The sequence below is a fragment of the Thermoflexus sp. genome (assembly GCF_034432235.1).
Classification (GTDB): Bacteria; Chloroflexota; Anaerolineae; order Thermoflexales; family Thermoflexaceae; genus Thermoflexus.
In genome coordinates this window covers 1-20,477 of record NZ_DAOUCJ010000033.1, presented here as the reverse complement: position 1 = coordinate 20,477, position 20,477 = coordinate 1, and the positions used below count along the sequence as shown (strand labels likewise).

20 protein-coding genes and 1 riboswitch are annotated in these 20,477 nt (G+C 64.1%); of the genes, 13 read left to right on the top strand and 7 right to left on the bottom strand.

The features are described from left to right. From VAE54_RS04350 to VAE54_RS04315, 8 genes are all read left to right on the top strand, one after another. Positions 1-531, top strand: a 531-nt coding sequence (locus VAE54_RS04350) for a DUF3782 domain-containing protein (RefSeq protein WP_322800716.1), incomplete at its 5' end; no start/stop codon positions are given. An 821-nt stretch (positions 532-1,352) separates the two neighbouring features. Beyond that, entirely contained in the window at positions 1,353-2,174 is an 822-nt protein-coding gene (locus tag VAE54_RS04345; protein WP_322800715.1) for a hypothetical protein, read from the top strand. A 119-nt stretch (positions 2,175-2,293) separates the two neighbouring features. Beyond that, entirely contained in the window at positions 2,294-2,680 is a 387-nt protein-coding gene (locus VAE54_RS04340) for a zinc ribbon domain-containing protein (protein ID WP_322800714.1), read from the top strand. A gap of 101 nt (positions 2,681-2,781) precedes the next feature. Then, positions 2,782-3,465 carry a response regulator transcription factor gene (locus tag VAE54_RS04335; protein WP_322800713.1) on the top strand — a complete coding sequence of 228 codons (684 nt, stop codon included), beginning with the start codon at positions 2,782-2,784 and terminating at the stop codon, positions 3,463-3,465. 36 nt (positions 3,466-3,501) lie between these two features. Then, positions 3,502-4,944: a sensor histidine kinase gene (locus VAE54_RS04330; RefSeq protein WP_322800712.1), complete on the top strand. Its 1,443-nt coding sequence runs from the start codon at positions 3,502-3,504 to the stop codon at positions 4,942-4,944. 478 nt (positions 4,945-5,422) lie between these two features. Then, a complete protein-coding gene (gene pheA / locus VAE54_RS04325; protein WP_322800711.1) occupies positions 5,423-6,679 on the top strand; it encodes a prephenate dehydratase in 1,257 nt (418 codons plus the stop codon). Then, positions 6,676-7,683 (top strand): 3-deoxy-7-phosphoheptulonate synthase, encoded by a 1,008-nt coding sequence (gene aroF, locus VAE54_RS04320; protein WP_322800710.1) that lies wholly within the window; start codon positions 6,676-6,678, stop codon positions 7,681-7,683. Before pheA ends, aroF begins: the two co-directional genes overlap by 4 nt. Continuing rightward, positions 7,661-8,638: a prephenate dehydrogenase gene (locus tag VAE54_RS04315; RefSeq protein ID WP_416223770.1), complete on the top strand. Its 978-nt coding sequence runs from the start codon at positions 7,661-7,663 to the stop codon at positions 8,636-8,638. The genes aroF and VAE54_RS04315 overlap by 23 nt, the downstream gene beginning before the upstream one ends. A gap of 20 nt (positions 8,639-8,658) precedes the next feature. On the opposite strand, the gene VAE54_RS04310 is transcribed toward VAE54_RS04315, so the two are convergent. The 7 genes from VAE54_RS04310 to VAE54_RS04280 all read right to left on the bottom strand — a co-directional run bounded on the left by VAE54_RS04310 (position 8,659) and on the right by VAE54_RS04280 (position 15,835). Further along, complete coding sequence (locus VAE54_RS04310) at positions 8,659-9,279, bottom strand: thiamine phosphate synthase (RefSeq protein WP_322800708.1); 621 nt, start codon at positions 9,277-9,279, stop codon at positions 8,659-8,661. Beyond that, a complete protein-coding gene (locus VAE54_RS04305; protein WP_322800707.1) occupies positions 9,276-10,046 on the bottom strand; it encodes a thiazole synthase in 771 nt (256 codons plus the stop codon). The genes VAE54_RS04310 and VAE54_RS04305 overlap by 4 nt, the downstream gene beginning before the upstream one ends. A 112-nt stretch (positions 10,047-10,158) precedes the next feature. Next, positions 10,159-10,368 carry a sulfur carrier protein ThiS gene (thiS, locus tag VAE54_RS04300; RefSeq protein WP_322800706.1) on the bottom strand — a complete coding sequence of 70 codons (210 nt, stop codon included), beginning with the start codon at positions 10,366-10,368 and terminating at the stop codon, positions 10,159-10,161. Between the two features lie 47 nt (positions 10,369-10,415). Then, positions 10,416-11,543, bottom strand: coding sequence for a glycine oxidase ThiO (gene thiO / locus VAE54_RS04295; RefSeq protein ID WP_322800705.1), 1,128 nt, complete (start codon positions 11,541-11,543; stop codon positions 10,416-10,418). Between the two features lie 121 nt (positions 11,544-11,664). After that, positions 11,665-11,762, bottom strand: a riboswitch (TPP riboswitch). Positions 11,763-11,911: 149 nt separating this feature from the next. Further along, a complete protein-coding gene (locus VAE54_RS04290) occupies positions 11,912-13,177 on the bottom strand; it encodes a hypothetical protein (RefSeq protein WP_322800704.1) in 1,266 nt (421 codons plus the stop codon). Positions 13,178-13,385: 208 nt separating this feature from the next. Continuing rightward, positions 13,386-15,068 carry a methylmalonyl-CoA mutase family protein gene (locus VAE54_RS04285; protein ID WP_322800703.1) on the bottom strand — a complete coding sequence of 561 codons (1,683 nt, stop codon included), beginning with the start codon at positions 15,066-15,068 and terminating at the stop codon, positions 13,386-13,388. Between the two features lie 200 nt (positions 15,069-15,268). After that, the gene (locus tag VAE54_RS04280) at positions 15,269-15,835 is read right to left on the bottom strand and encodes a nitroreductase (protein ID WP_322800702.1); all 567 of its coding nucleotides are present in this window, start codon (positions 15,833-15,835) and stop codon (positions 15,269-15,271) included. Between the two features lie 426 nt (positions 15,836-16,261). Here VAE54_RS04280 and VAE54_RS04275 point away from each other — a divergent pair, with 426 nt between their 5' ends. From VAE54_RS04275 to VAE54_RS04255, 5 genes are all read left to right on the top strand, one after another. Next, positions 16,262-16,984, top strand: coding sequence for an iron-sulfur cluster assembly protein (locus VAE54_RS04275; RefSeq protein ID WP_322800701.1), 723 nt, complete (start codon positions 16,262-16,264; stop codon positions 16,982-16,984). Beyond that, positions 16,981-18,012 carry an amidohydrolase family protein gene (locus VAE54_RS04270; RefSeq protein ID WP_322800700.1) on the top strand — a complete coding sequence of 344 codons (1,032 nt, stop codon included), beginning with the start codon at positions 16,981-16,983 and terminating at the stop codon, positions 18,010-18,012. The genes VAE54_RS04275 and VAE54_RS04270 overlap by 4 nt, the downstream gene beginning before the upstream one ends. An 83-nt stretch (positions 18,013-18,095) precedes the next feature. Further along, positions 18,096-19,139 (top strand): NAD(P)-dependent alcohol dehydrogenase, encoded by a 1,044-nt coding sequence (locus VAE54_RS04265; RefSeq protein ID WP_322800699.1) that lies wholly within the window; start codon positions 18,096-18,098, stop codon positions 19,137-19,139. Positions 19,140-19,152: 13 nt separating this feature from the next. Then, on the top strand, positions 19,153-20,037 hold the full coding sequence (locus VAE54_RS04260) for a xanthine dehydrogenase family protein subunit M (RefSeq protein WP_322800698.1): 885 nt from the start codon (positions 19,153-19,155) through the stop codon (positions 20,035-20,037). 137 nt (positions 20,038-20,174) lie between these two features. Then, positions 20,175-20,477: (2Fe-2S)-binding protein (locus VAE54_RS04255; protein WP_416223771.1), on the top strand; the 303-nt coding region annotated here is incomplete at its 3' end.

The window sequence follows — 20,477 nt, the reverse complement described above, 5'->3', positions numbered from 1 at the left end:
CGGGTGGGCCGTCTGGAGGAGGCGATGGCGCAGCTGGCGGAGCGGGTGGGCCGTCTGGAGGAGGCGATGGCGCAGCTGGCGGAACGGGTGGGCCGCCTGGAGGCGCGCATGGTTCGGATGGAGGAACGACTGATGCGCCGCCTGACGGCCTTCGGAGCGCGCTGGGGGCTGCGCAGCGAGAGGGCCTGGCGGGAGGGAATGCGCGCTGTGCTGGAGGCAACCGGCTTCGATGTCGAACGGTGGGTGGCCTTTGATGCCAGTGGGATGGTGTTCGACGCCCCTTCCGATGTCGAGCTGGATGTGATCATCCGGGATGGAAAAATCATCATTGTGGAGTTGCGGACATCGGTGAGCCGGGAAATGCTTCCCACAATGGAGCGGAAGGTGAAATTCTATGAGCAACAGACCGGCCGGAAAGTGGACCGGAGGATACTGATCACCCCCTGGTATGAGCCCGGTGCAGATGCGATCGCTCGCCGGTGGGGATGGGAACTTTATGGAGAACCTGAGGAGCTCCAGATCGAGGAGTAAGCGCACGCGCTCTGTAAGCGGTTCGGATCGGGTTCCACCGGGGACAGGAAAAGAGGCCGGGGGGATGGGGCGATCGGCCAGGTGATGGGCTCCATCCTCCCGGCCATGAACGCTCCTAAGGGTGAACGGAAAGCCCATGCCGATTTCCGTCTCGCCGGATTTGCGTTCAGCGGGCTGCGTCAACCCCGTGCTCCGCGAGGTGGCGCAGAAGATAAAATCCATCCGGTGTGGTCTCTTGATGATCCCCATCAACTGCCTTTCCTCGAGCCCGGGCGCCCCCCGAATTTCTGATCCCGTATTAGGCGAACGACCTCCGGCATGGGGGTATCTGGAGATACGGTGGTGAAATCCGGCGCCATGCAGGCTCGCCCCGGCCCATGTTCCGGGAGGAGCTGGTCGGAACGGCGCTCATGGAGCGCCTGAGGGAATTCATGGCGAAACACTGATCCCGGTCCGTAATGATCCCCACCCGTTGCCCTCCCTTACTACCGGGGCCAACCCAGGGGTTCTTCCCTATACCCTGATCTCCCCCTATTCCCTGGGCGAATAGGCACATCGCGCTCGATAGCCCGTCCAGCCTAAGTGTTCCCACCAGATCCGCGGCGGGCCCCATTTTTTCCACTATAGAGAAGCTGGTCAAATACTCCAGTGATCTCTGGCAAGATTTTGATGTGAAGAATGTCGTGGAATGCTGGCTTTCCCCATTGGCACTCATGGGAATCCCAGGACCTTCAGGATTTCTCTCCGAGATCTTCACAGGATCTTCAAAAGCTCCTGGCAGCATGGGATAGGGAAACGAAGCCTGAGAACAGGAGGTCGCGGTGAATCACTGGAAGATCTGGATCGGTTCAGGGCTCTTCGCCGGCCTGATCGGCCTCGCGCTGATCGGCGCAGGGATGGTTCGCGCCAGCGCTGTTGAGCGTGGAGCGCCCTACCCGGCCGGGACGCCGACCCCTTCCACTGTTCCAATCCCCGGATTTGGCCTCGGAGGGCGGTGGGGGATGGGCCCGATGATGGGCCGCTGGGGTGGAGGACCTCGGGCTTCCCGGCCGTGGACGGCCACCGTTCCCTTCGGGGGATGCCCGATGATGGGCGGAAGCTGGGGGCCCATCGGGTCAACGGCTCGCACCTCGATCTCCGATGAGGAGGCGGTGCGCATTGCCCGGGAAGCCATTGCCGCATATGGGAACCCGGATCTGGAGCTGGCCGAGGTGATGGCGTTTGATAATCATTTTTATGCTCAAGCCCGAGAGCGAAGCACCGGTCGTTATGCGTTCGAGTTTCTGATCGATCGATATACCGGTGCTGTTCACCCTGAGCCCGGGCCCAATATGATGTGGAACGCGCGCTATGGGATGATGGGACGGGGCATGATGGGTGGCGGGTTCTTCTCGTCCGGGGAGATGAGGCTTTCCCCGGAGGAGGCGCGCCAGCGGGCTCAGGCTTATCTGGACCAGGCCATGCCCGGGGCCATCGCGGATGAGGAGGCCGATCCTTTTTATGGCTATTACACCCTGCACATCCTCCGGGATGGACAGATCGTCGGGATGCTCAGTGTGCATGGCTCGACAGGCCAGGTGTGGATACATACCTGGCACGGGAGCTTCCTCCGGATGATCTATGGGCACGAGGGAGAGCATTAAACGGGGCTCCTTCCGGGTAGATGAAGCGGTCGCCGCTCTCTTCGATCGGGAGGGAGCATCGAGCTCCCTGTGTAGAAGCATGATCGCATAACTCTCAATTAAGATCGAAGGAGGGAACGATGAGCCGGAACTGGATCTGGGTGCTGGTTGGGGTTGTGATCCTGGTGCTGGGCATCGGGGTGCTGGGTTTCCTGACCGGCCCCGCCTGGGGCTGGGGATGGGGCTGCCCGGGCTGCCCGATGATGGGGCGGTGGGGCTGGGGGTTCGGTGGCATGGGCTGGGGGATTGGGGTGCTGATGATGCTGCTGGGCCTGCTGATCCCGCTGTTGCTCCTGGGCCTGGGCATCGCCGCCGTGATCTGGCTGGTGCAGCAAGTCACGCGCTCGGGCGGCCCCTCCGCATCGGTGACCCCATCCACCCGCTGCCCCCAGTGCGGCCGTCCTGTCCAGCCGGACTGGAGGCACTGTCCCTATTGCGGGGCTTCGCTGACCGGGAGCCCATCCTGACCATAGGTGGGAGTGAGGGGCCGGCGGCGAAGCCGCCAGCCCCTCCGGTCGCCGTATGGGCGGCTAAATACTGGATCGGCTTCGATCCTGGGAGGGGAGCGGTGAAGACGATTTTACTGGTTGAGGACGAGCCCCGGATGCGTCAGGTGGTTCGGGCTTACCTGGAGCAGGCGGGGTTCCGGGTTATCGCCGTGGGGGATGGTCCCTCAGCGCTCCATGCCTTTCGCCGGGAGCAGCCCGATCTCATCGTCCTGGACCTGATGTTGCCGGGCATGGATGGGTTCGAGGTCTGCCGCACGATCCGGCGGGAATCCGGGGTTCCGATCATCATTCTGACAGCGCGCGTGGAGGAGGAGGATCGCGTGGTAGGCCTGGAGCTGGGGGCGGATGATTACATCACCAAGCCCTTCAGCCCCCGGGAGCTTGTGGCTCGGGTGCGCGCGGTCCTGCGCCGGGCCCAGGGGGAGGTAGCCCCGCCGGCGGTGATCCGGATCGGCGATCTGACCATCGATCTGGAGCGGCGGGAGGTGCGAGTAGGGGAGCGGGAGGTGCACCTGACGCCAACGGAATTCGAGCTGCTGGCCACCATGGCCCGCCATCCCGGCCGCGTCTTCACCCGATTGCAGTTGCTGGAGCGGGTTCAGGGAGTCGCCTATGAAGGGTATGAGCGGACCATTGACGCCCACATCAAAAACCTCCGACAGAAGATCGAGCCGGATCCGAAGAATCCCCGGTATCTGCTGACGGTCTATGGGGTGGGATATAAGCTTCAAGAGACTGATTGAGGAGCTAACCTGAAGATTTCATCCAGGCGGATCGCGATGCGAGGTCTATGGGTGAAGCTGAGCCTGGCCTTTGCCGGGGTAGTCATCCTGAGCCTGCTCGCCACATCTCTCCTGATCGGCCTGGCGACCGCGGGCGAATTCGGAGTGTATGTGGCCCAGGGGAACCGACGCTGGGCGGAGGCGCTGGCGCCTGCCCTTGCGAATTACTATCTCCAGAACAGGGGATGGGATGGGGTGGAGTCTTTCCTGGAGCCATCCAGCCCGATGATGCCGGGGATGGGCCCGATGCATCATCCGATGGGGATGGGCGGCGCTGCAATGTGGCGGATGATGGGCCACCGTTTCATCCTGGCGGATGAAGCGGGGCGGGTCCGATGGGATTCCGAAGGGACATGGGTGGGCACTCTTCTGCCGGAAGCCGTTCGGAATGCGGGGGCTCCTATCCGGGTAGGAGACCGGATCGTCGGATGGTTGGTGATTGGGGACACTGGAAGCCTGTCCGATCCTTCCGCGCAGTTCTTGGGGCGGGTGGGATGGGCGATCGGCTGGAGCACCTTTGTGGGGATCGTCCTGGCCCTGGGGGCGGGCACGCTGGTTTTCTCCCGTCTGGTGCGACCGTTACGGGCGCTCCAGCAGGCCGCTCGCCGGATCGCCGCCGGAGATCTGAGGGCACAGATCCCAGCCCAGGAAGCGGGGGAGCTGGGAGAGGTCGCCCAGGCGTTTAACCGGATGGCCGAAGCGCTGGCCCGGGCCGAGCAGCAGCGACGCCAGATGCTGGCGGACATCGCCCATGAGTTGCGCACCCCCTTGGGGATCCTGCAGGGCCACCTGGAAGCCCTCATCGATGGCGTGCTTCCCCTGGAGCTGGAGCAGATCGCTCAGATCCATGACGAGGTGCGTCATCTCGCCCGCCTGGTGGAAGATCTGCGCCTGCTGACCCTGGCGGAGGCGGGGCAATTGCGGCTGGACCGGGAGATGGTGGATCTGAAGCGTCTGATCGAGGAGACGGTGGATGGCATCGCCCTTCAGGCGGCAGAGAAAGGGCTCCATCTGGAAGTCGAGGTGCCCGCGGAGCTGCCACCGATCCTGGCGGATCCAACCCGTATTCGGCAGGTTCTGATGAACCTGCTGACCAATGCCGTTCGTTATACGCCTTCGGGGGGGCAGATCGTGGTGAGGGCTCAGGATCTGGGGGACGGAGTGCGGGTGAGCGTGCGGGATACCGGTATCGGGATCGCCCCGGAGGATCTCCCACATGTTTTTGATCGCTTCTATCGGGCCGAGAGGTCCCGGTCGCGTGCCGATGGGGGATCGGGCCTGGGCCTGGCGATCGCCAGGCATTTGATCGAAGCCCATGGGGGGCGCATTGGGGTGGAGAGCACGCCCGGAGAAGGCACCTGTTTCTTCTTCACGCTCCCGCGTTTGGAGACCATTCGGGGCGCGTCTCCTCTCCCTCGAGGTGCCCGGGATGTCGAGTGAAATCGGCTGTGGGAGGCGCTGGGGCCCTGGGCATCGGCCTTCGCCGACGCGATTGGATCGGCGGAGGCCAGCCATGGGCCGAAGGCCTGTGAGGCCGAATTCATTCGAACAGCCCCTCGGGGCTTTTCGAAGATCTTACCCATTCGGACAGGAGGCGGAGGAAAAGGTGGGGGGACACCCCCCCGCAGCCCCCCGGCAGGGGGCAAAAGCCCTCGGCCGGGGCTTGACAAATTCGTTCAGGTCTGTATAATGTGAAACCAAACTCGAGGGAACAGGGGTTCCTGAGCATGCAGGTCCGGCATTTCGCGAGCGCCCTCCATGCCTACTGGCGGTATTACTTTTATTACTTTGCCGCGCGTCCGGCGGGGCCGCTCGCGTATGCCACCTGACGTCCTATTCCAAATTCCCGTAGTTTTCACCATCGGCGCGGAGCGGCTCCCCCAGAGCCCCCGCGCCGATGGTTTTTTGTGGGGGACGCATGCTATACGGCATTCGCGGCGCGGTCACGGCCGAAGCCAACACCCCGGAAGCGATCGCCTCGGCAACCCGACGGTTGCTGGAATCCATCGTCCGGGCCAACCGGCTGGCCCCGGGGGAAATCGTGGCCGCCTGGTTCACGACCACCCCGGATCTCACGGCGGCTTTCCCGGCCTCGGTCGCCCGGGAGATGGGCTGGACACACGTTCCCATGCTGTGCGCCCAGGAGATCCCGGTCCCGGATGCCCTTCCCCGTTGTATTCGCGTTCTGCTTCTGGTTCACCCCCAGCGCCCCTTCCGACCCGTTCCCGTTTACCTGGGAGAAGCCCAGCAACTTCGCCCCGATCTCTTAAACGGCTCTGCCTCTCCTGAGGAGGCAGATCCCCCGGAGCAGGCTCCCATGCTCCCCCGGGTGGCCTTTCAGGGAGAGGCGGGCGCTTATTCCCATGAAGCCGCGCTGCGCTTTTTCGGGCCGGATCTGGTGTTGCTCCCATGCCGCACCTTTGCCGAGGTGGCCCATGCTGTGGAGGTCGGCCGAGCGGATTTCGGCGTTCTGCCGGTGGAGAATTCCACGGCGGGCTCCATCAATGCGGTCTACGACCTGTTGCTGGATCGGGATCTCCGGATCTGGGGGGAGGTGATCCTGCGGGTGCGCCATTGCCTGCTGGCGCCGCCCGGGACGACGCTTTCGGAAATCCGTATGGTGCGCTCTCACCCGCAGGCTCTGGAGCAGTGTGCGCGTTTCATTGAGCGGCATGGCTGGGAAGCCCTGGCCGCCCATGACACAGCCGGCAGCGCCCGGATGCTGGCCGAGCGCCCGGAACCCGGGGTCGCGGTCATTGCCAGCCGCCTGGCTGCCGAGCGCTATGGCCTGGCGATCCTTGCTGAGGGAATCGAGGATGACCCGGAAAACGCCACCCGCTTCTTCATCGTCAGCACCCGGGAGCCGCCCCGCGCGGAGCGCAACAAGACCTCGATTGTGTTCAGCACCCGACATGTTCCAGGAGCTCTGCATGCCTGCCTGGGGGAATTCGCCACGCGGGGGATCAATCTCACCAAGCTGGAATCCCGCCCCCGGCGCGGACGGCCCTGGGAATACGTGTTCTATGTGGACTTTGAGGGTCACTGGCAGGACCCCGCGTGTCGGGAGGCCCTCCTGGGGCTTCTCCAACGGGCCTCTTTTGTGAAATTGCTGGGCTCCTATCCGGCTGCGGAAGGAACGCCCACCGCATCCGTGGAGGAAGGAGGGGAACGATGATTGTGGAATGCGCTGCCGATGTGGATCCCCGTATGATCCAGCGCCTGGTGGACCACCTTCAATCCCGGGGGAAGCCGGTCCATTGGGTTCACGGGCCGCAACCCGTGCTGGTTTGCCCCGATGAGCGCGACCTGGATCCCCGCGAGCTCCAGTCCTGGCCGGGGGTCCGGCGGGTGATCCCGGTCCGTCATGCGTTTCAGCTGGCAGCTCGGGATTACCGGCCGGAGGGCACCCAGATCCGGGTGGGAGAGGTCCTCATTGGGGGCGAGGAGCCGGTCTTTATCGCGGGGCCCTGCGCGGTAGAATCCCGTTCCCAGCTGCTGGAAACCGCCCATGCCGTTCGGGAAGCCGGGGCCCATATGCTACGGGCCGGCGCTTTCAAACCTCGCACCTCCCCCTATTCCTTCCAGGGCCTGGGCTTCGAAGGGCTGGAATTACTGGCCGAGGCACGGGCCGAAACCGGGCTCCCGGTCGTAACGGAGGTGATGGCCCCGGAGGAGGTTCCCCTGGTCGCGGAGGTGGCGGATGTTTTGCAGGTCGGCGCGCGGAATATGCAGAACTTCAGCCTGCTGAAAGCAGTGGGCCGACAGCCGAAGCCGGTGCTGCTCAAGCGGGGGATGAGCGCGACCATCGAAGAGTGGCTGCTGGCAGCGGAATACGTGATGGCCTATGGGAATTTCAACGTGATCCTGTGCGAGCGGGGGATCCGCACCTTTGAGCGGATGACCCGAAACACTCTGGACATCAACGCCGTGCCGGTCGTGAAGCAGCTCAGCCATCTGCCGGTGCTGGTGGATCCCAGCCACGGCACAGGGGAGGCGGCGTATGTGATCCCCATCGCCCGCGCGGCCATTGCCGCAGGGGCGGATGGCTTGTTGACGGAAGTTCACATCCGCCCGGAGGAGGCCTGGTCGGATGGCCGTCAATCCCTGACCCCCGAGGCCTTCGCCCGCCTGGTCCGGGAGGCGCGAGCCGTGGCCCTTGCCCTACGGGCATTGCCGTAACGCATGCCATGTTCGGGGGGCGCGCAGCGGACCTCCTCCCGAGGGCATTCGGGGTTGGGATTTCCCGGACGCGCGGGCAGGCGCTCGTCCACTCTCTTTTCGGGTTGTGACGATGGAGAACTTTCGCTGGGGTGTCATCGGTCTGGGCCTGATCGGCGGTTCCATCGCCCGGCGGCTGGCGCAACAGGGCATCCCGGTTCTGGGAGCGGATCGCGATCCGGCTACACGGACAGAGGCCCAGGCTTCCGGGGTTTTCGAGGCCTTGCTGGATCCCCCTGCGCTGGTCGCTGCGGCGGATGGGGTGATCCTGGCCACGCCGGTGGGCACCATTGAGGAGCTCCTGGAGGCCCTCCCCTGGCGACCCGGCCAGCTGATCCTGGATACGGGGAGCACCAAGCGGCGGATTGTGGCGGCGATGGCCCGGTTGCCGGAAGGGGTGAGGGCAGTAGGGGGGCACCCCATGGCAGGCAGGGAGCGCTCGGGCTTCCTGGCCTCCGATCCGGAGCTCTTCCTCGGGAAACCGTTCATTCTGGTGCCGACCTCCCGAACGACACCGGAGGCGGCGGTGCAGGCTGAGGAGCTGGTCACCCTTCTGGGAGCGCGCCCCATCTGGATGGAGGCGGAGATCCACGATCGGCGGGTGGCCTGGGTGAGCCATCTCCCCTACGTGACCGCCATGGCGCTGATGGCTGCCGTCGAGGCCGCGGGGGATCCGGCCATGTGGGAGATCGCGGCTTCCGGATTCCGGGATGCCACCCGGGTGGCGGCCAGCGATCCGCGGATGATGGGCGAGGTGGTGCGAAGCAACGCCGATGAGCTCGGCGCCGCTCTGGAGGCCCTCTGCCAGATCCTCATCCGCTGGCGGGAGGATTTACGCGCATCCCCACCGGTGTTGCCTCTGGAATGGGAGCACCTCTCGGCCCGGCGTCGGGCGCTCCGCTTCCCCGGTCCGTGAACCTCGCGTTTTCGATCGATTCAACCCCCCCAGGCAGAAAGATAGGCGCGAACGATCGCTCCCGGATCTTCCGCAGTCATCACGGAGCCCAGGACCGCGATTCCCGCCGCGCCGGCTTCCCGGCATGCGCGGGCGTTCTCCGGGGTAATTCCCCCCAGGGCCACCACCGGGATGGATACCGCTCGGGCGACCATGCGGAGAGTCTCCACCCCCAGCGCCGGTCCATAGCCCGGCTTGCTGACGGAAGGGAAGATGGGGCTCAGGGTGATATAGTCCGCCCCTTCCTCCACCGCGCGTAGGGCCTCTTCCAGGTTGTGGGTGGAAACCCCTACCCAGCGCCCCGGGCCGACGATGCGTCGGGCTTCGGCGACCGAAAGGCCTTGAGGCAAATGCACCCCATCGGCCTCACAGGCTGCGGCAACCGATGCCCAGGTGTTGACCACCACAACCCCTCCCACGCGTCGGGCCAGCCGGATGATCGCCCGAACCAGGGAAGCCAGTTCATCTTCGGGGAGGTCCTTTTCCCGCACCATCACCCAGCGCCCGCCAGCTGTGAGGATCGCCTCGATCACAGCAAGCAGCGGCCGGCGGGCCAGGCGACGGTCGGTGATCACCAGCAGCGGCGGCTGGGGGAGGTTCATACCTCGATGCGATCCTCCATCGGGCTGGAGGGCACGGCATACAAGCGGCGGGGGATGCGGCCAGCTTCATAGGCCAGCCGTCCGGCCTCCACCGCCAGGCGCATCGCCCGGGCCATCTTCACCGGATCCCGCGCCTGGGCCACTGCGGTGTTCAGCAGCACCCCATCGCATCCCAGCTCCATCGCGATCGCCACATCCGATGCAGTCCCCACCCCGGCGTCCACGATCACCGGCACCGTGCACATCTGGCGGATCAGCCGGATGTTATACGGGTTCAGGATCCCCATCCCGGATCCGATGGGCGCCCCCAGCGGCATCACCGCCGCGCAACCGATATCCTCCAGCTTCCGGCACAGGATGGGATCATCGGTGCAGTAGGGGAGGACCACGAAGCCATCCTTCACCAGCTGGCGCGCGGCCTCCAGCAGCTGCTCGGCATCGGGGTAGAGGGTCTCCTCATCGCCGATCACTTCCAGCTTGATCCAGTTCGTGCCCAGGGCTTCGCGGGCCAGGTGGGCGGTGAGCACCGCATCTCGGGCGGTGTAGCATCCGGCAGTGTTCGGCAGGATGAAATAGCGATCCCGCAGCAGGTCGTAGAGGTTCTCCCCATCAGCCCCGAAGCGGACCCGGCGGATGGCCACGGTCACGATTTCGGTTCCGCTGGCCTCCAGGGCATCCAGCATCACCTGGAGGTTGGGATATCGAGCTGTTCCGAGGATCAGACGCGAGCGGAACGCCCGTCCGGCGATCACCAGTCCTTCGTTCATCATAGGCCTCCTGAAGATCTTACAGAAAACTGCGCCGTGAATCCGGGAGGAAAGAGTGGACCCCTTTCTCCTGATGGGGAACCGCGCACGGCCTTCCCACCTCCGTGCCGGTTCATCCCCCTGCGACCGCGTGGACAATCTCCACCCGATCCCCGGGCTGGAGCCGGACGTTCCCCCATTCCGGTCGGGGGATCACGGTGGCGTTGATCGCCACCGCAATGCCCGGGCGATCGGGATCCAGGCCCAGGGCGGCCAGGAGCTCCCGAACCGTATGCGGCCGATACGGATGGGGCTGTCCATTGACGATCAGGATGGCCTCCATCGGGTTTCCCTCCTTCACTCCAGGGAGACAGGCCCAGGGGCCTGCCCCTACCGGTGGCAGAATCGCGCGAGGGTGAACGGTTTCGCGACCTCGGGGAGGTCGCCATGGACGATCAGGTGATGAATGGCGTGAGCGGTGATCGGGGCCAGCAGGATGCCGTTGCGGTAGTGGCCGGTCGCCAGGATCAGCCCCTCCACCGCCGTCGGCCCCAGGATCGGTGCATCATCCCGGCTTCCCGGCCGGAAGCCCACCCACATCTCCACGATGGGCAGCTCATCAATCCCGGGCAGGATCTCCCAGGCCCCTCGCAGCAGCCGGAAGATCCCTCCGGCGGTCAGGTGGGCATCGAACCCTTTTTCCTCCACCGTCGCCCCAATCAACAACCGACCATCCCGACGGGGAACCAGGTAGGCATCCGGCCCCCACACCACGTGTTGCAGCAGGGGCGCCTCGGGAGGCATCTGCACCGCCAGCATCTGACCCTTCACAGGCCGGACAGGCGGGCGGGCCTCGGGGGGGAGCCCGGGGATCTGGGCGGACCAGGCCCCGGCGGCCAGGATCACCGTGTGGGCCTCCAGGAATCCGCGGGCGAGGCGGACCCCGAGGACGCGGTTCTCATCGATCACGATCCCGGTCACCTCCGTGTGTTCCCGCAGATGTCCGCCGGCCTTTCGGAAGGCTTCGATCAGCGCCCGGGCCACCTTCCGGTTATCCACCTGATGATCCTGCGGGCTGTAGATGGCGGCCACCACGTGCCGGGAGAGATGCGGCTCCATCCGTCGGGCCTCGTAGCCGGAAAGCCACTCAGTGGGGAGGTTCTGGCTGCGCTGGAATTCATAGAGGAACCTCAAGCGTTCCGCGTCGTCCCGATCGAGGGCGACCACCAGCGTGCCTTCGTCCCGGTAGTCCACGGGGATCCCGGAGACGGCCTCCAGCTCCCGGGCGAAGTCGGCCCACATATCGCGGCTAGCCCGCAACAGCGGCAGGAGCCTCTCCTCACCGGGCTCTGCCTCCGCGTGAGGGGCCAGCATCCCGGCGGCCGCCCAGGTCGCGCCCAGCCCGGCGCCGCCCCGTTCCAGGATCGTCACCGGGTATCCAGAGCGGGCCAGGAACCAGCCGATGGAGAGCCCGCAGATCCCGCCGCCGATGATCACGATTTCATTGGCGTTCGTCATGAGGGCGCTCTACTTCCCGGAGAAATCTGGCTGTGCGAATCCAGTTTCCGTATGAGATGAGGCGGAGCCAGGAGGAGAGGGCGGGATCACAGGGAGGTGGTGCGAGATCGCCGCGGCGCGCCCGTCTTCCCTCCGCCGGCATGATCCGGATCAGGTTCCAGGGGTCGACGGCGGATATGGCCGTCCTCTCAGCCCGGCTCGCCCGGACTCCCCCAACGGACCCGCGCCATGTAACTCTTACTTTGTTTTAAGTCAGAGGAGGCATCCTGTCAATTTACCGACATGAGAGGAGGATCGGGAGGTAGAGGTCAGGCGGCTGGTTTTCTCTGCCCCCGTGGCCTGGAGCGTCGCGGGGAGGGCCAGACGGTTTATGGTTCCCCCAGCGCCCGGCGGAGGCCGGCCAGGTCGGTGATGAAGGCGATCCGGAACAGAAAGGCCCGTAACGATGGGCTCTGCTCCCACAGGCGACGCACGCGCGGGCCGATGGGATCCTCCACGCCTGCCGCACCTTCCTCCGCCGCATAGGCGCCATAGAAAGCGAAGTAGGCCTGGTTCAGCTTGCGGATCACGTAGCCGTGTTCCAGGAAGACCCGGCGTCGGGCCTCCATATACTGCTCCGCCCGGCGGATCTCCCCCCGCGCCAGCAGTCGCTCCACCACCGTTCGGGTTTTCGCCAGCTCCCGTCCGAAATGGAAGGCCGGCTGTTCCTCTGGAGCATGGGGCGAGTCTGCAGGGGAGGGGGGTGAGGGGAGATCCTCGGGGTAGAAGCGGGCCAGCCACGCCCGTCCCAGGGCCTTCCCCACCAGATCCGCGGCGGTCTCGTTAATGGTGCGAGCTTCCGGGCGCTCGTAGAACCATCCCAGAGGCCACAGGAAGAGCCAGTGATGGGTCCACTCATGGGCAATGGTTTCGGTGAGGTAGGGGAGGGAAGGGATTTCCAGAATCATTGCCGGGTAGAGAGCCAGGCCGCCCAGGGGAACGACCAGGGAGGACACGTTGAAGGCCCCATCGACGTGTCGTTCGATCCGCTCCATCTCATCGGCGGTGAGATCGGCCTGCAAGGGGAGGGCGGCCCGCTGGACGATCCGATCCCGGGGCGATACCACCAGCAGGTTGGGCATGGCCGTCAGGCGGAGGTTGACCGGGGGGATCGGATAGCCCAGGAGAGTCAATCCCTCCCCGCGGAGGAGAACAGCGAGCTGCTCCGCGAGGATGCCCTCCACCAGGGGACGCAACGCTTCCTGCTTCCGATGTTCCGTCTCCCAGCGACGCCGGAGATCCTCCAGGATGGCGGGATCGGTGGGCTCGGAGCCGGCCATCCGGTGTTCCAGATCGGCCGCCGCTTGCTGCGCGGCCTCCAGATGGCGCAAAAAGCCTCGAAGCGTCCGACCTTGGGTCGCCTCATCCAGAAAGGCCTGCGGGGTGGCGGTGTCGAGGATCAGCTTCTCCCACCAGACTGAGAGGAGCCAGGTGGCGAAGTGGAAGCCTCGCCCGGCCACATGCAGGCTCAGGCGATCTTCGAAGGAAAGAAAAGGCTGCGAGGCGGACAGGCTGATGGCGAGCAGGCTGATGAGGATTCCGTTCCGTCCTCGCCGCAGGTGCGGATCGATCTTTCGGAAGGTCTCCGGACCCATCGATGGATTCGACGGGATTGGGGAAGTTGGAGCGGAAGGCGACGGGCTCTCATCTCCTATGCCCTAACGGAAGAGGGTGTCTCCAAACCCAACAGGACGTTGCAGGGGAGCGCCGCGCCGCATGGGGAGCCTGTCCCTCTTCAGAGATCTGGGGGGGCGGATGGGCGCGCCCACCCGCCCCGGAAGGAGGGGGGGCGTAGCCCCTCGCTCAGATAATCAGCGGCTCCTGCCAGGTTCCCCATACCGCCTTGAGCGCCCGGGTGATCTCCCCCAGGGTCGCATAGGCCTTCACGGCGTCCAGGATATAGGGCATGAGATTCCCGTTCTCCCGGCGAGCGGCCTCCTGAAGGGCGGCCAGGGCCTGCCCCACGCGCTCGTTATCGCGCTCCATCCGGAGCTTCTGCAGGCGCGCCCGCTGCCGGCGCTCCCCCTCGGGGTCCATCTGAAGGATCGGTGGCTTCACCTCCTCTTCCTCCACAAACTCATTGACCCCAACGATGATCCGGCGCTTCTCATCGATCTCCTTCTGGTAGCGATAGGCGGCCTCGGCGATCTCCCGCTGGAAGAAGCCCGCTTCGATGGCGGGGATCACCCCGCCCAGCTCCTCGATCTTGCGGAAGTATTCGTAGGCCTGCTGCTCCAGGCGGTTGGTCAAATATTCCACGTAGTAGCTGCCCCCCAGGGGGTCGACGGTGTTCGTCACTCCGCTCTCGTAGGCGATGACCTGTTGGGTGCGCAAGGCCAGCTTAGCGGCGAACTCGCTGGGGAGGGCGATGGCCTCGTCGAGGGCGTTGGTGTGCAGGGATTGGGTGCCGCCGAGGACGGCGGCCAGGGCCTGGAGGGCCACCCGGACCACATTCACGTAGGGTTGCTGGGCGGTGAGGGTGCAGCCGGCGGTCTGGGTGTGGAAGCGCAGCCACCAGGAGCGCGGGTTCTTCGCGCCGAAGGTCTCCTTCATCTCCCGGGCCCAGATCCGGCGGGCCGCCCGGAATTTGGCGATCTCCTCGAAGAAATCGTTGTGGCAGTTGAAGAAGAACGAGAGACGGGGCGCGAAAGAATCAATGTCCAGGCCCCGCCGCAGACACCAGCGGACGTATTCGAAGCCGTCGGCCAGGGTGAAAGCCAGCTCCTGGGCTGCTGTCGCTCCTGCCTCCCGGATGTGATAGCCGCTGATGCTGATCGGGTTCCACTTCGGCACATATTTAGAGCCGAACTCGATCATATCCACCACCAGGCGCATGGAGGGCTCGGGCGGGAAGATCCATTCCTTCTGGGCGATGTATTCTTTGAGGATATCCGTCTGGGTGGTGCCGCCGATCTGATCCCATGGGATGCCACGCTTCTCCGCCACCGCCAGATACATCGCCCAGATGATCGCTGCGGGCCCATTGATGGTCATCGACGTCGTGATCTGATCCAGGGGGATGCCGTCCAGGAGGATCTCCATATCCAGCAGCGAGGAGACCGCCACGCCGCACTTGCCGAATTCCCCTTCCGCCATGGGATCGTCGGTGTCGTAGCCGTAAAGGGTAGGAAGGTCGAAGGCGATCGAGAGGCCGGTCTGGCCGTGCTCCAGCAGGTATTTGAATCGGGCGTTGGTCTCCTCGGCGGTGCCGTAGCCGGCGAAGAGGCGCATCGTCCAGAGGCGGCCCCGATACATCGTGGCGTGGATACCGCGGGTGAAAGGATATTCGCCGGGGAACCCGAGGTCGCGGAGGTAGTCGAAGTCGGGGAGATCGAGGGGCGTGTAGAGGCGGTTCACCGGCTCCCCGGAGACCGTGGTGAAGACCTCCTGGCGCTCCGGCATGCGGGCCAGCCATTGCTGTAGCGTCGTCTCCTCCCACCGATCCCGCGCCGCGGCCAGCTCCTGAAGCTTCTCCCGATCGAACATGGCGCCCTCCTGCCTGGAGTCTGTTCCAGGGTGGCTGGAATTCGGCCTGTCGTCCTCCAGGGTCTGGAGGATCAAGCTCGCCGTCATTATACGCAGAGATGGGTGGGGGAACAAACGATCGTCCGCTTTTCCCTGGAAGGCAAGGGGGCCGGGCCCTCCGTCCGGCCCCCGGCTTTGCAGGCGAGGGTGGATGATGGCCTTCAGGACCATCCCCGCCACTGAGTAACTTCTTCGATGGGGCGGCGGGGGGTTTGTCGAGGTGGGGCATCCGGAGCCGGGTAGCCCAGATAGATGAAGCCCATGAACTGGGCGTCCTCTGGGACCCCCAGCCAGCGCAACAGGAGCGGATGGTAAGCGGTGTCGCCGGTGCGGAGGTAAGCGCCGAGGCCCATGCCGTGGGCGGCGAGGAGGAGGTTCTGGATGGCGGCGGCGGTGGCCACGATGTTCTCGTGGGTTTCGATGGGGTCGCGGCCTTTGAGGCAGGCCACCGCGATGATCACCGGGGCCCGATGGGGTTTCGCCCGTTCCCGTTTCAATTCCTCTTCGGTGGCGTCGGGCTTGACGGCCTGGAGGATCTGGGCGAAGACCTCGCCGAGCTCATCGAGGGCCGGGCCGGTGATCACCACGAAGCGCCAGGGCTCGGTCAGGCGGTGGTTGGGGGCGCGCACCGCCGCCCGGAGCAACGTCTCGATCTCCTCCCGCGTCGGCCGCTCCGGCCGCACCTTCCCCACCATATGGCGGGTCATGATCGCTTCCAGGACATCCATAGGAACCTCCAGAGTTCAGATGGGATGACCTTCGCTATGCAAAGCGTCCTTCCCATCCGTAGTTGTGGGAAACACATCGCTATTTTACAAGACATGGGCAGCTGGGCTCGAACGGGGAAAGCAAGACGGTCCCAAAAGCAGTCTTCCAGGAGATCCTGCGGGAGGACCTGAATGCGGAGAATGAGGGGCATCCCCCCATCGGAGTGCGGTTTATTTATCCCGCGCAAAATCTATCCGTGATTAATATCACTAAATTGCGATGAAATATTCTAAATTGTTATTTAAATCACAATTAATTCTCATCAACTCTCCTCAAGTTGACAGGTTTTGCTTATTGCTCTATACTATATGGTGGACAGGGAAGGAGGGGCAGATGGCGGGTTCGGGGAGATAGACGCCGATGCCAGGGCGCGAGAGCGATCGGTAGTGGTGGAGCTCTGGCAGGCTCTGGATGGAGTTCTGGACCCGGAGCTGGATCACTCCATTGTCCGGCTTGGGTTTGTCGAGGCAGTGACCGTGGAAGGCTCCTGCGCGTGGGTGACCCTTCGTTTGCCCACTTTCTGGTGTGCCCCCAACTTCGTGTTCATGATGGTGGAAGATATCCGGCGTGCTCTTCTCCAGGTTGAAGGCATCCAGGCTGTTCAAATCCGATTGCTGGATCACTTCGCCTCAGAAGCCATCGAGTCCGCTGTCCAGAATGGGCGCTCCTTTGAAGAAGCTTTCCCCGGAGAGGTTACGGGATCCCTGGATGAGCTCCGTGCGTTCTTCCGGCGCAAAAGTTATCTGGGCCGTCAGTTCGCGCTCCTGAACGCTCTCCGCGCTGCGGGTTTCTCCCCACAGGAGATCTGTGCCTTGCGCCTCGCTGATTTATCTGAATCCGGCGGAACGTGGCATGTCCGCCGGGCCGATGGTGTGTGGGTGTCGCTTGAGCCCGGGGAAGCGATTCGGCGTTATCTGGAGCGACGGCGGGAATTGGGCCTCGATATGCGCCCCGATGCTCCCCTCATGCTGGATGCGGATGGCCATCCAATCCCTCTCGAATCCTTCAACGACTATCTCTGTCGAAGTCGAGCGGCTCTCCTGAATTTCAAATCCAATGCTTTTCTCTGCCAGGCCTTGCTGGCCAGTCGGAAAGGAGGTGCCCCATGATCCGGGTCGATGGACAGGAGATTTTCGTGATCGATGGCCACATCCATTTCTGGGATGGAAGCCCGGAGAACTGGCGGAACAAATACGGGGAAGGCTGGATGCTTTGCTTTTACGATTATCACAAGGCCCTCAGCCCCGCGGATTATGTCTGGCCCTTCGATAAATATTGCAAATACGATGAGGAAACCCTGATCCGGGATCTCTTTCTTGAAGGCTATGTGGATATGGGGATCTTCAACTCCACCTATCTCACTGAGTTCTTCAAGAACGGTTTTAATACCCATGTCCAGAACTACGTCCTCAAGCAGAAGTATCCCGAGCGCTTCATCCTGTGCGGCACCTTTGATCCCCGCTGGGGAGAGAAGGGCCTGGATGAGTTCCGGCGGATGGTGGAGGAATATCCCATCCAGGGCTTGAAGCTCTATACAGCGGAGTGGCGGGGGGAGTCCCGTGGATGGCGACTGACGGAGCCCATGGCTTACCGTTATCTGGAGCTCTGCCGCGAGCTGGGGATCCGCAATATCCATGTTCATAAAGGCCCCACGATCTACCCGCTGAACAAGGATGCCTTCGATGTGCATGATGTGGATCAAGCGGCCTCTGACTTCCCCGATTTGAATTTCATTGTGGAGCACTGTGGCCTGCCGCGCCTGGATGACTTCTGCTGGATCGCGACGCAGGACAAGAACGTCTACGCGGGCCTGGCGGTGGCCATCGCCTTTATCCACTCCCGCCCACGGTATTTCGCCGAGATCATGGCCAATCTCCTCTACTGGCTGGGACCTGATCGCATTCTCTTCGGCAGCGATTATGCCCTCTGGTCGCCGCGTTGGATCATTGAGCGGTTCATCTCCTTCGAGCTGCCGCCGGACATCAAAGAGGAATATGGCGTTGATCTGACCCTGGAGACCAAACGCAAGATCCTGGGGGAGAACGCGGCGCGGCTTTATGGGATCGACATCGCCGCTCAACGGGAGAAGCTCCAGCGCGATCCGATCGGCCAGCGGCTGGCTGCGATGGCTGCATAGGAGGGCCATTACACAACAGGCCCATGCGCGGCCTGGCTGCTGCACATGCTTATCCTGGTTTATTTGCCCTTTGGAGGTCAGCCATGAAAGCGGCCCGCCTCTACCAGTATGACCCGCATTTGAACGTCCAGCTGCAAATTGAGGAGGTCCCGGAGCCGAAGATCACTGCTCCGGACGAAGTCATTGTGCGTATTGGGGCGGCTGGCCTCTGCCGCACCGATCTGCACATCATCGAAGGCGTGTGGCGGAGCATTCTGGATCCAGACGGGAAGTTGCTCCCCTACATCCCTGGCCACGAGAACGCCGGCTGGGTGGAGGAGGTGGGGAGCGCGGTGACCTCGGTGAAGCCGGGGGATGCCGTGATTTGTCATCCTCTTCGAACCTGCGGGGTGTGTCTGGCATGCCGTCAGGGGGAGGATATGTATTGCGAGCGGGGTGTCTTTCCTGGCCTGAACGCTAACGGAGGGTTCGCCGAATATCTGGTGACGAACGAGCGGGCTCTGGTTAAACTCCCCGATGGGGTGGCCCCTGCCGATGTGGCCCCGCTGGCCGATGCGGGCCTCACCGCCTATCGGGCCGCCAAGCGGGCGGCGAAATTGCTGCCTCCGGGAACCTCCTGTGTGATCATCGGGATCGGCGGCCTGGGCCACATCGCCCTCCAGGCTCTCCGTGCCCTTTCCAGCGCCCGCATTATCGCTGTAGACATCACCGAGTCCGCCCGTCGCCTGGCCCAGGAGTTGGGGGCGGATGAAGTCCTCCCCGGCGGCCCGGACCTCGTGGCGGAGGTCCGCGAGCGGACGAAGGGGGGTGCTCATGTGGTTCTGGATTTCGTTGGAGAGGCGGGGGTGGAGCAGCAAGGCTGGCAGATGCTCCGCAGGGGAGGAACCCATTTCATCATCGGTTACGGAGGGAAGCTCGAGGTCCCCACGGTGCAGATGATTTTCAATGAGATCACGATCGCTGGGAGCCTGGTTGGGAACTACATGGAGCTGGTGGAATTGATGGATCTCAATGCTCGGGGTCTGGTGAAGGTTCACAGCCGGCAGTATCGGCTAGAGCAAATCAACCAGGCCATTGACGATTTCAAGAACCGCCGCTACATCGGCCGCGCCGTGATCATCCCATGATCAGGAGGCCCCCATGTTTCCCGCGCCATTTGAATATGCCGCCCCCTCGACCCTGGATCAGGCTATCCGCCTCCTCCAGCAATACGGCCCGGATGCCCGTCTCCTGGCTGGCGGGCAAAGCCTGATCCCGATGATGCGATTCCGGCTGGCCAACCCGAAGGTCCTCATCGACCTCAATCGCATCCCCGGCATGGACTTCCTGGAAGAGGACCGGGGGGTTCTGCGTATCGGTGCCATGGTGCGTCATCGCGCAATGGAGCGCGCCTCGCTCATCCAGCAGCGTTATCCTCTCCTGGCGGATGCAGCGCGGGTCATCGCCGATCCTATTGTGCGTAACTGGGGCACCGTCGGAGGTTCCATCGCCCACGCGGATCCAGCAGGGGATTGGGGAGCGGCTCTTCTGGCAGCGAAGGCGGAGGTGGTGATCACTGGCCCCAAGGGCCGTCGGATAGGCCAGCGCACTGTACCGCTGGAGGAGTTCTTCACCGGACCCTTTATGACCGCTCTGCAGCCTGGCGAGATCGTAACGGAGATCCGGGTGCCCGCTCCTGGGCCGCGGGAGGCCGGGGCTTACCTCAAGATCGAACGCAAGGTAGGCGACTTCGCCGTGGTCGCAGTGGGAGTCCAGATCGCCCTGGATGCGGATGGGGTGTGTCGGAAGGCTGGCATTGGGCTGTGCGCGGTGGGACCCACTTCCCTGCGCGCCCGGGAGGCGGAGGAATGGCTGATCGGCAAGCGCCTGGACGAAGGTGTGATTGCCCGGGCGGGAGAGCTGGCGGCCGAGGCCTCCCAGCCCACCAGCGACACCCGCGGGCCTGCTGAATACAAGCGGGATATGGTGCGCGTCCTGACCGTCCGGGCTCTCCGGAAGGCTCTGGAGCGTATTCCGATGGTGTGATCCGGACCGGGGGATGTTGTTACGGATCTGGAGGTTCCAGCCGTATCCGCTGATCCCCATGAAAGGAGGCAATCATGCCGGCTCGCAAGGGAAAGCGTGCAACAGCGGCGCCCCGCCGGACAGCTGTCCGTAAAGCCATGGAGGCTATCCAGCCCGCGGCTCGGCAGCGAATCCGGGTAACGGTCAATGGCCGTCCATACGAGGCCGATGTGGAAGCCCGCATGCTCTTGGTGTATTTCCTTCGGGACATCCTGGGGCTTACAGGGACCCACGTGGGTTGCGATACGACCAGCTGTGGGGCATGCACCGTCCTTCTGAACGGGAAGGCCGTCAAAAGCTGCACAGTGTTCGCGGTCCAAGCCGACGGGGCGGAGATTCTGACAGTGGAAGGTCTGGCCAAAGATGGCGAGCTGCATCCTCTGCAGAAAGCGTTCTGGGAG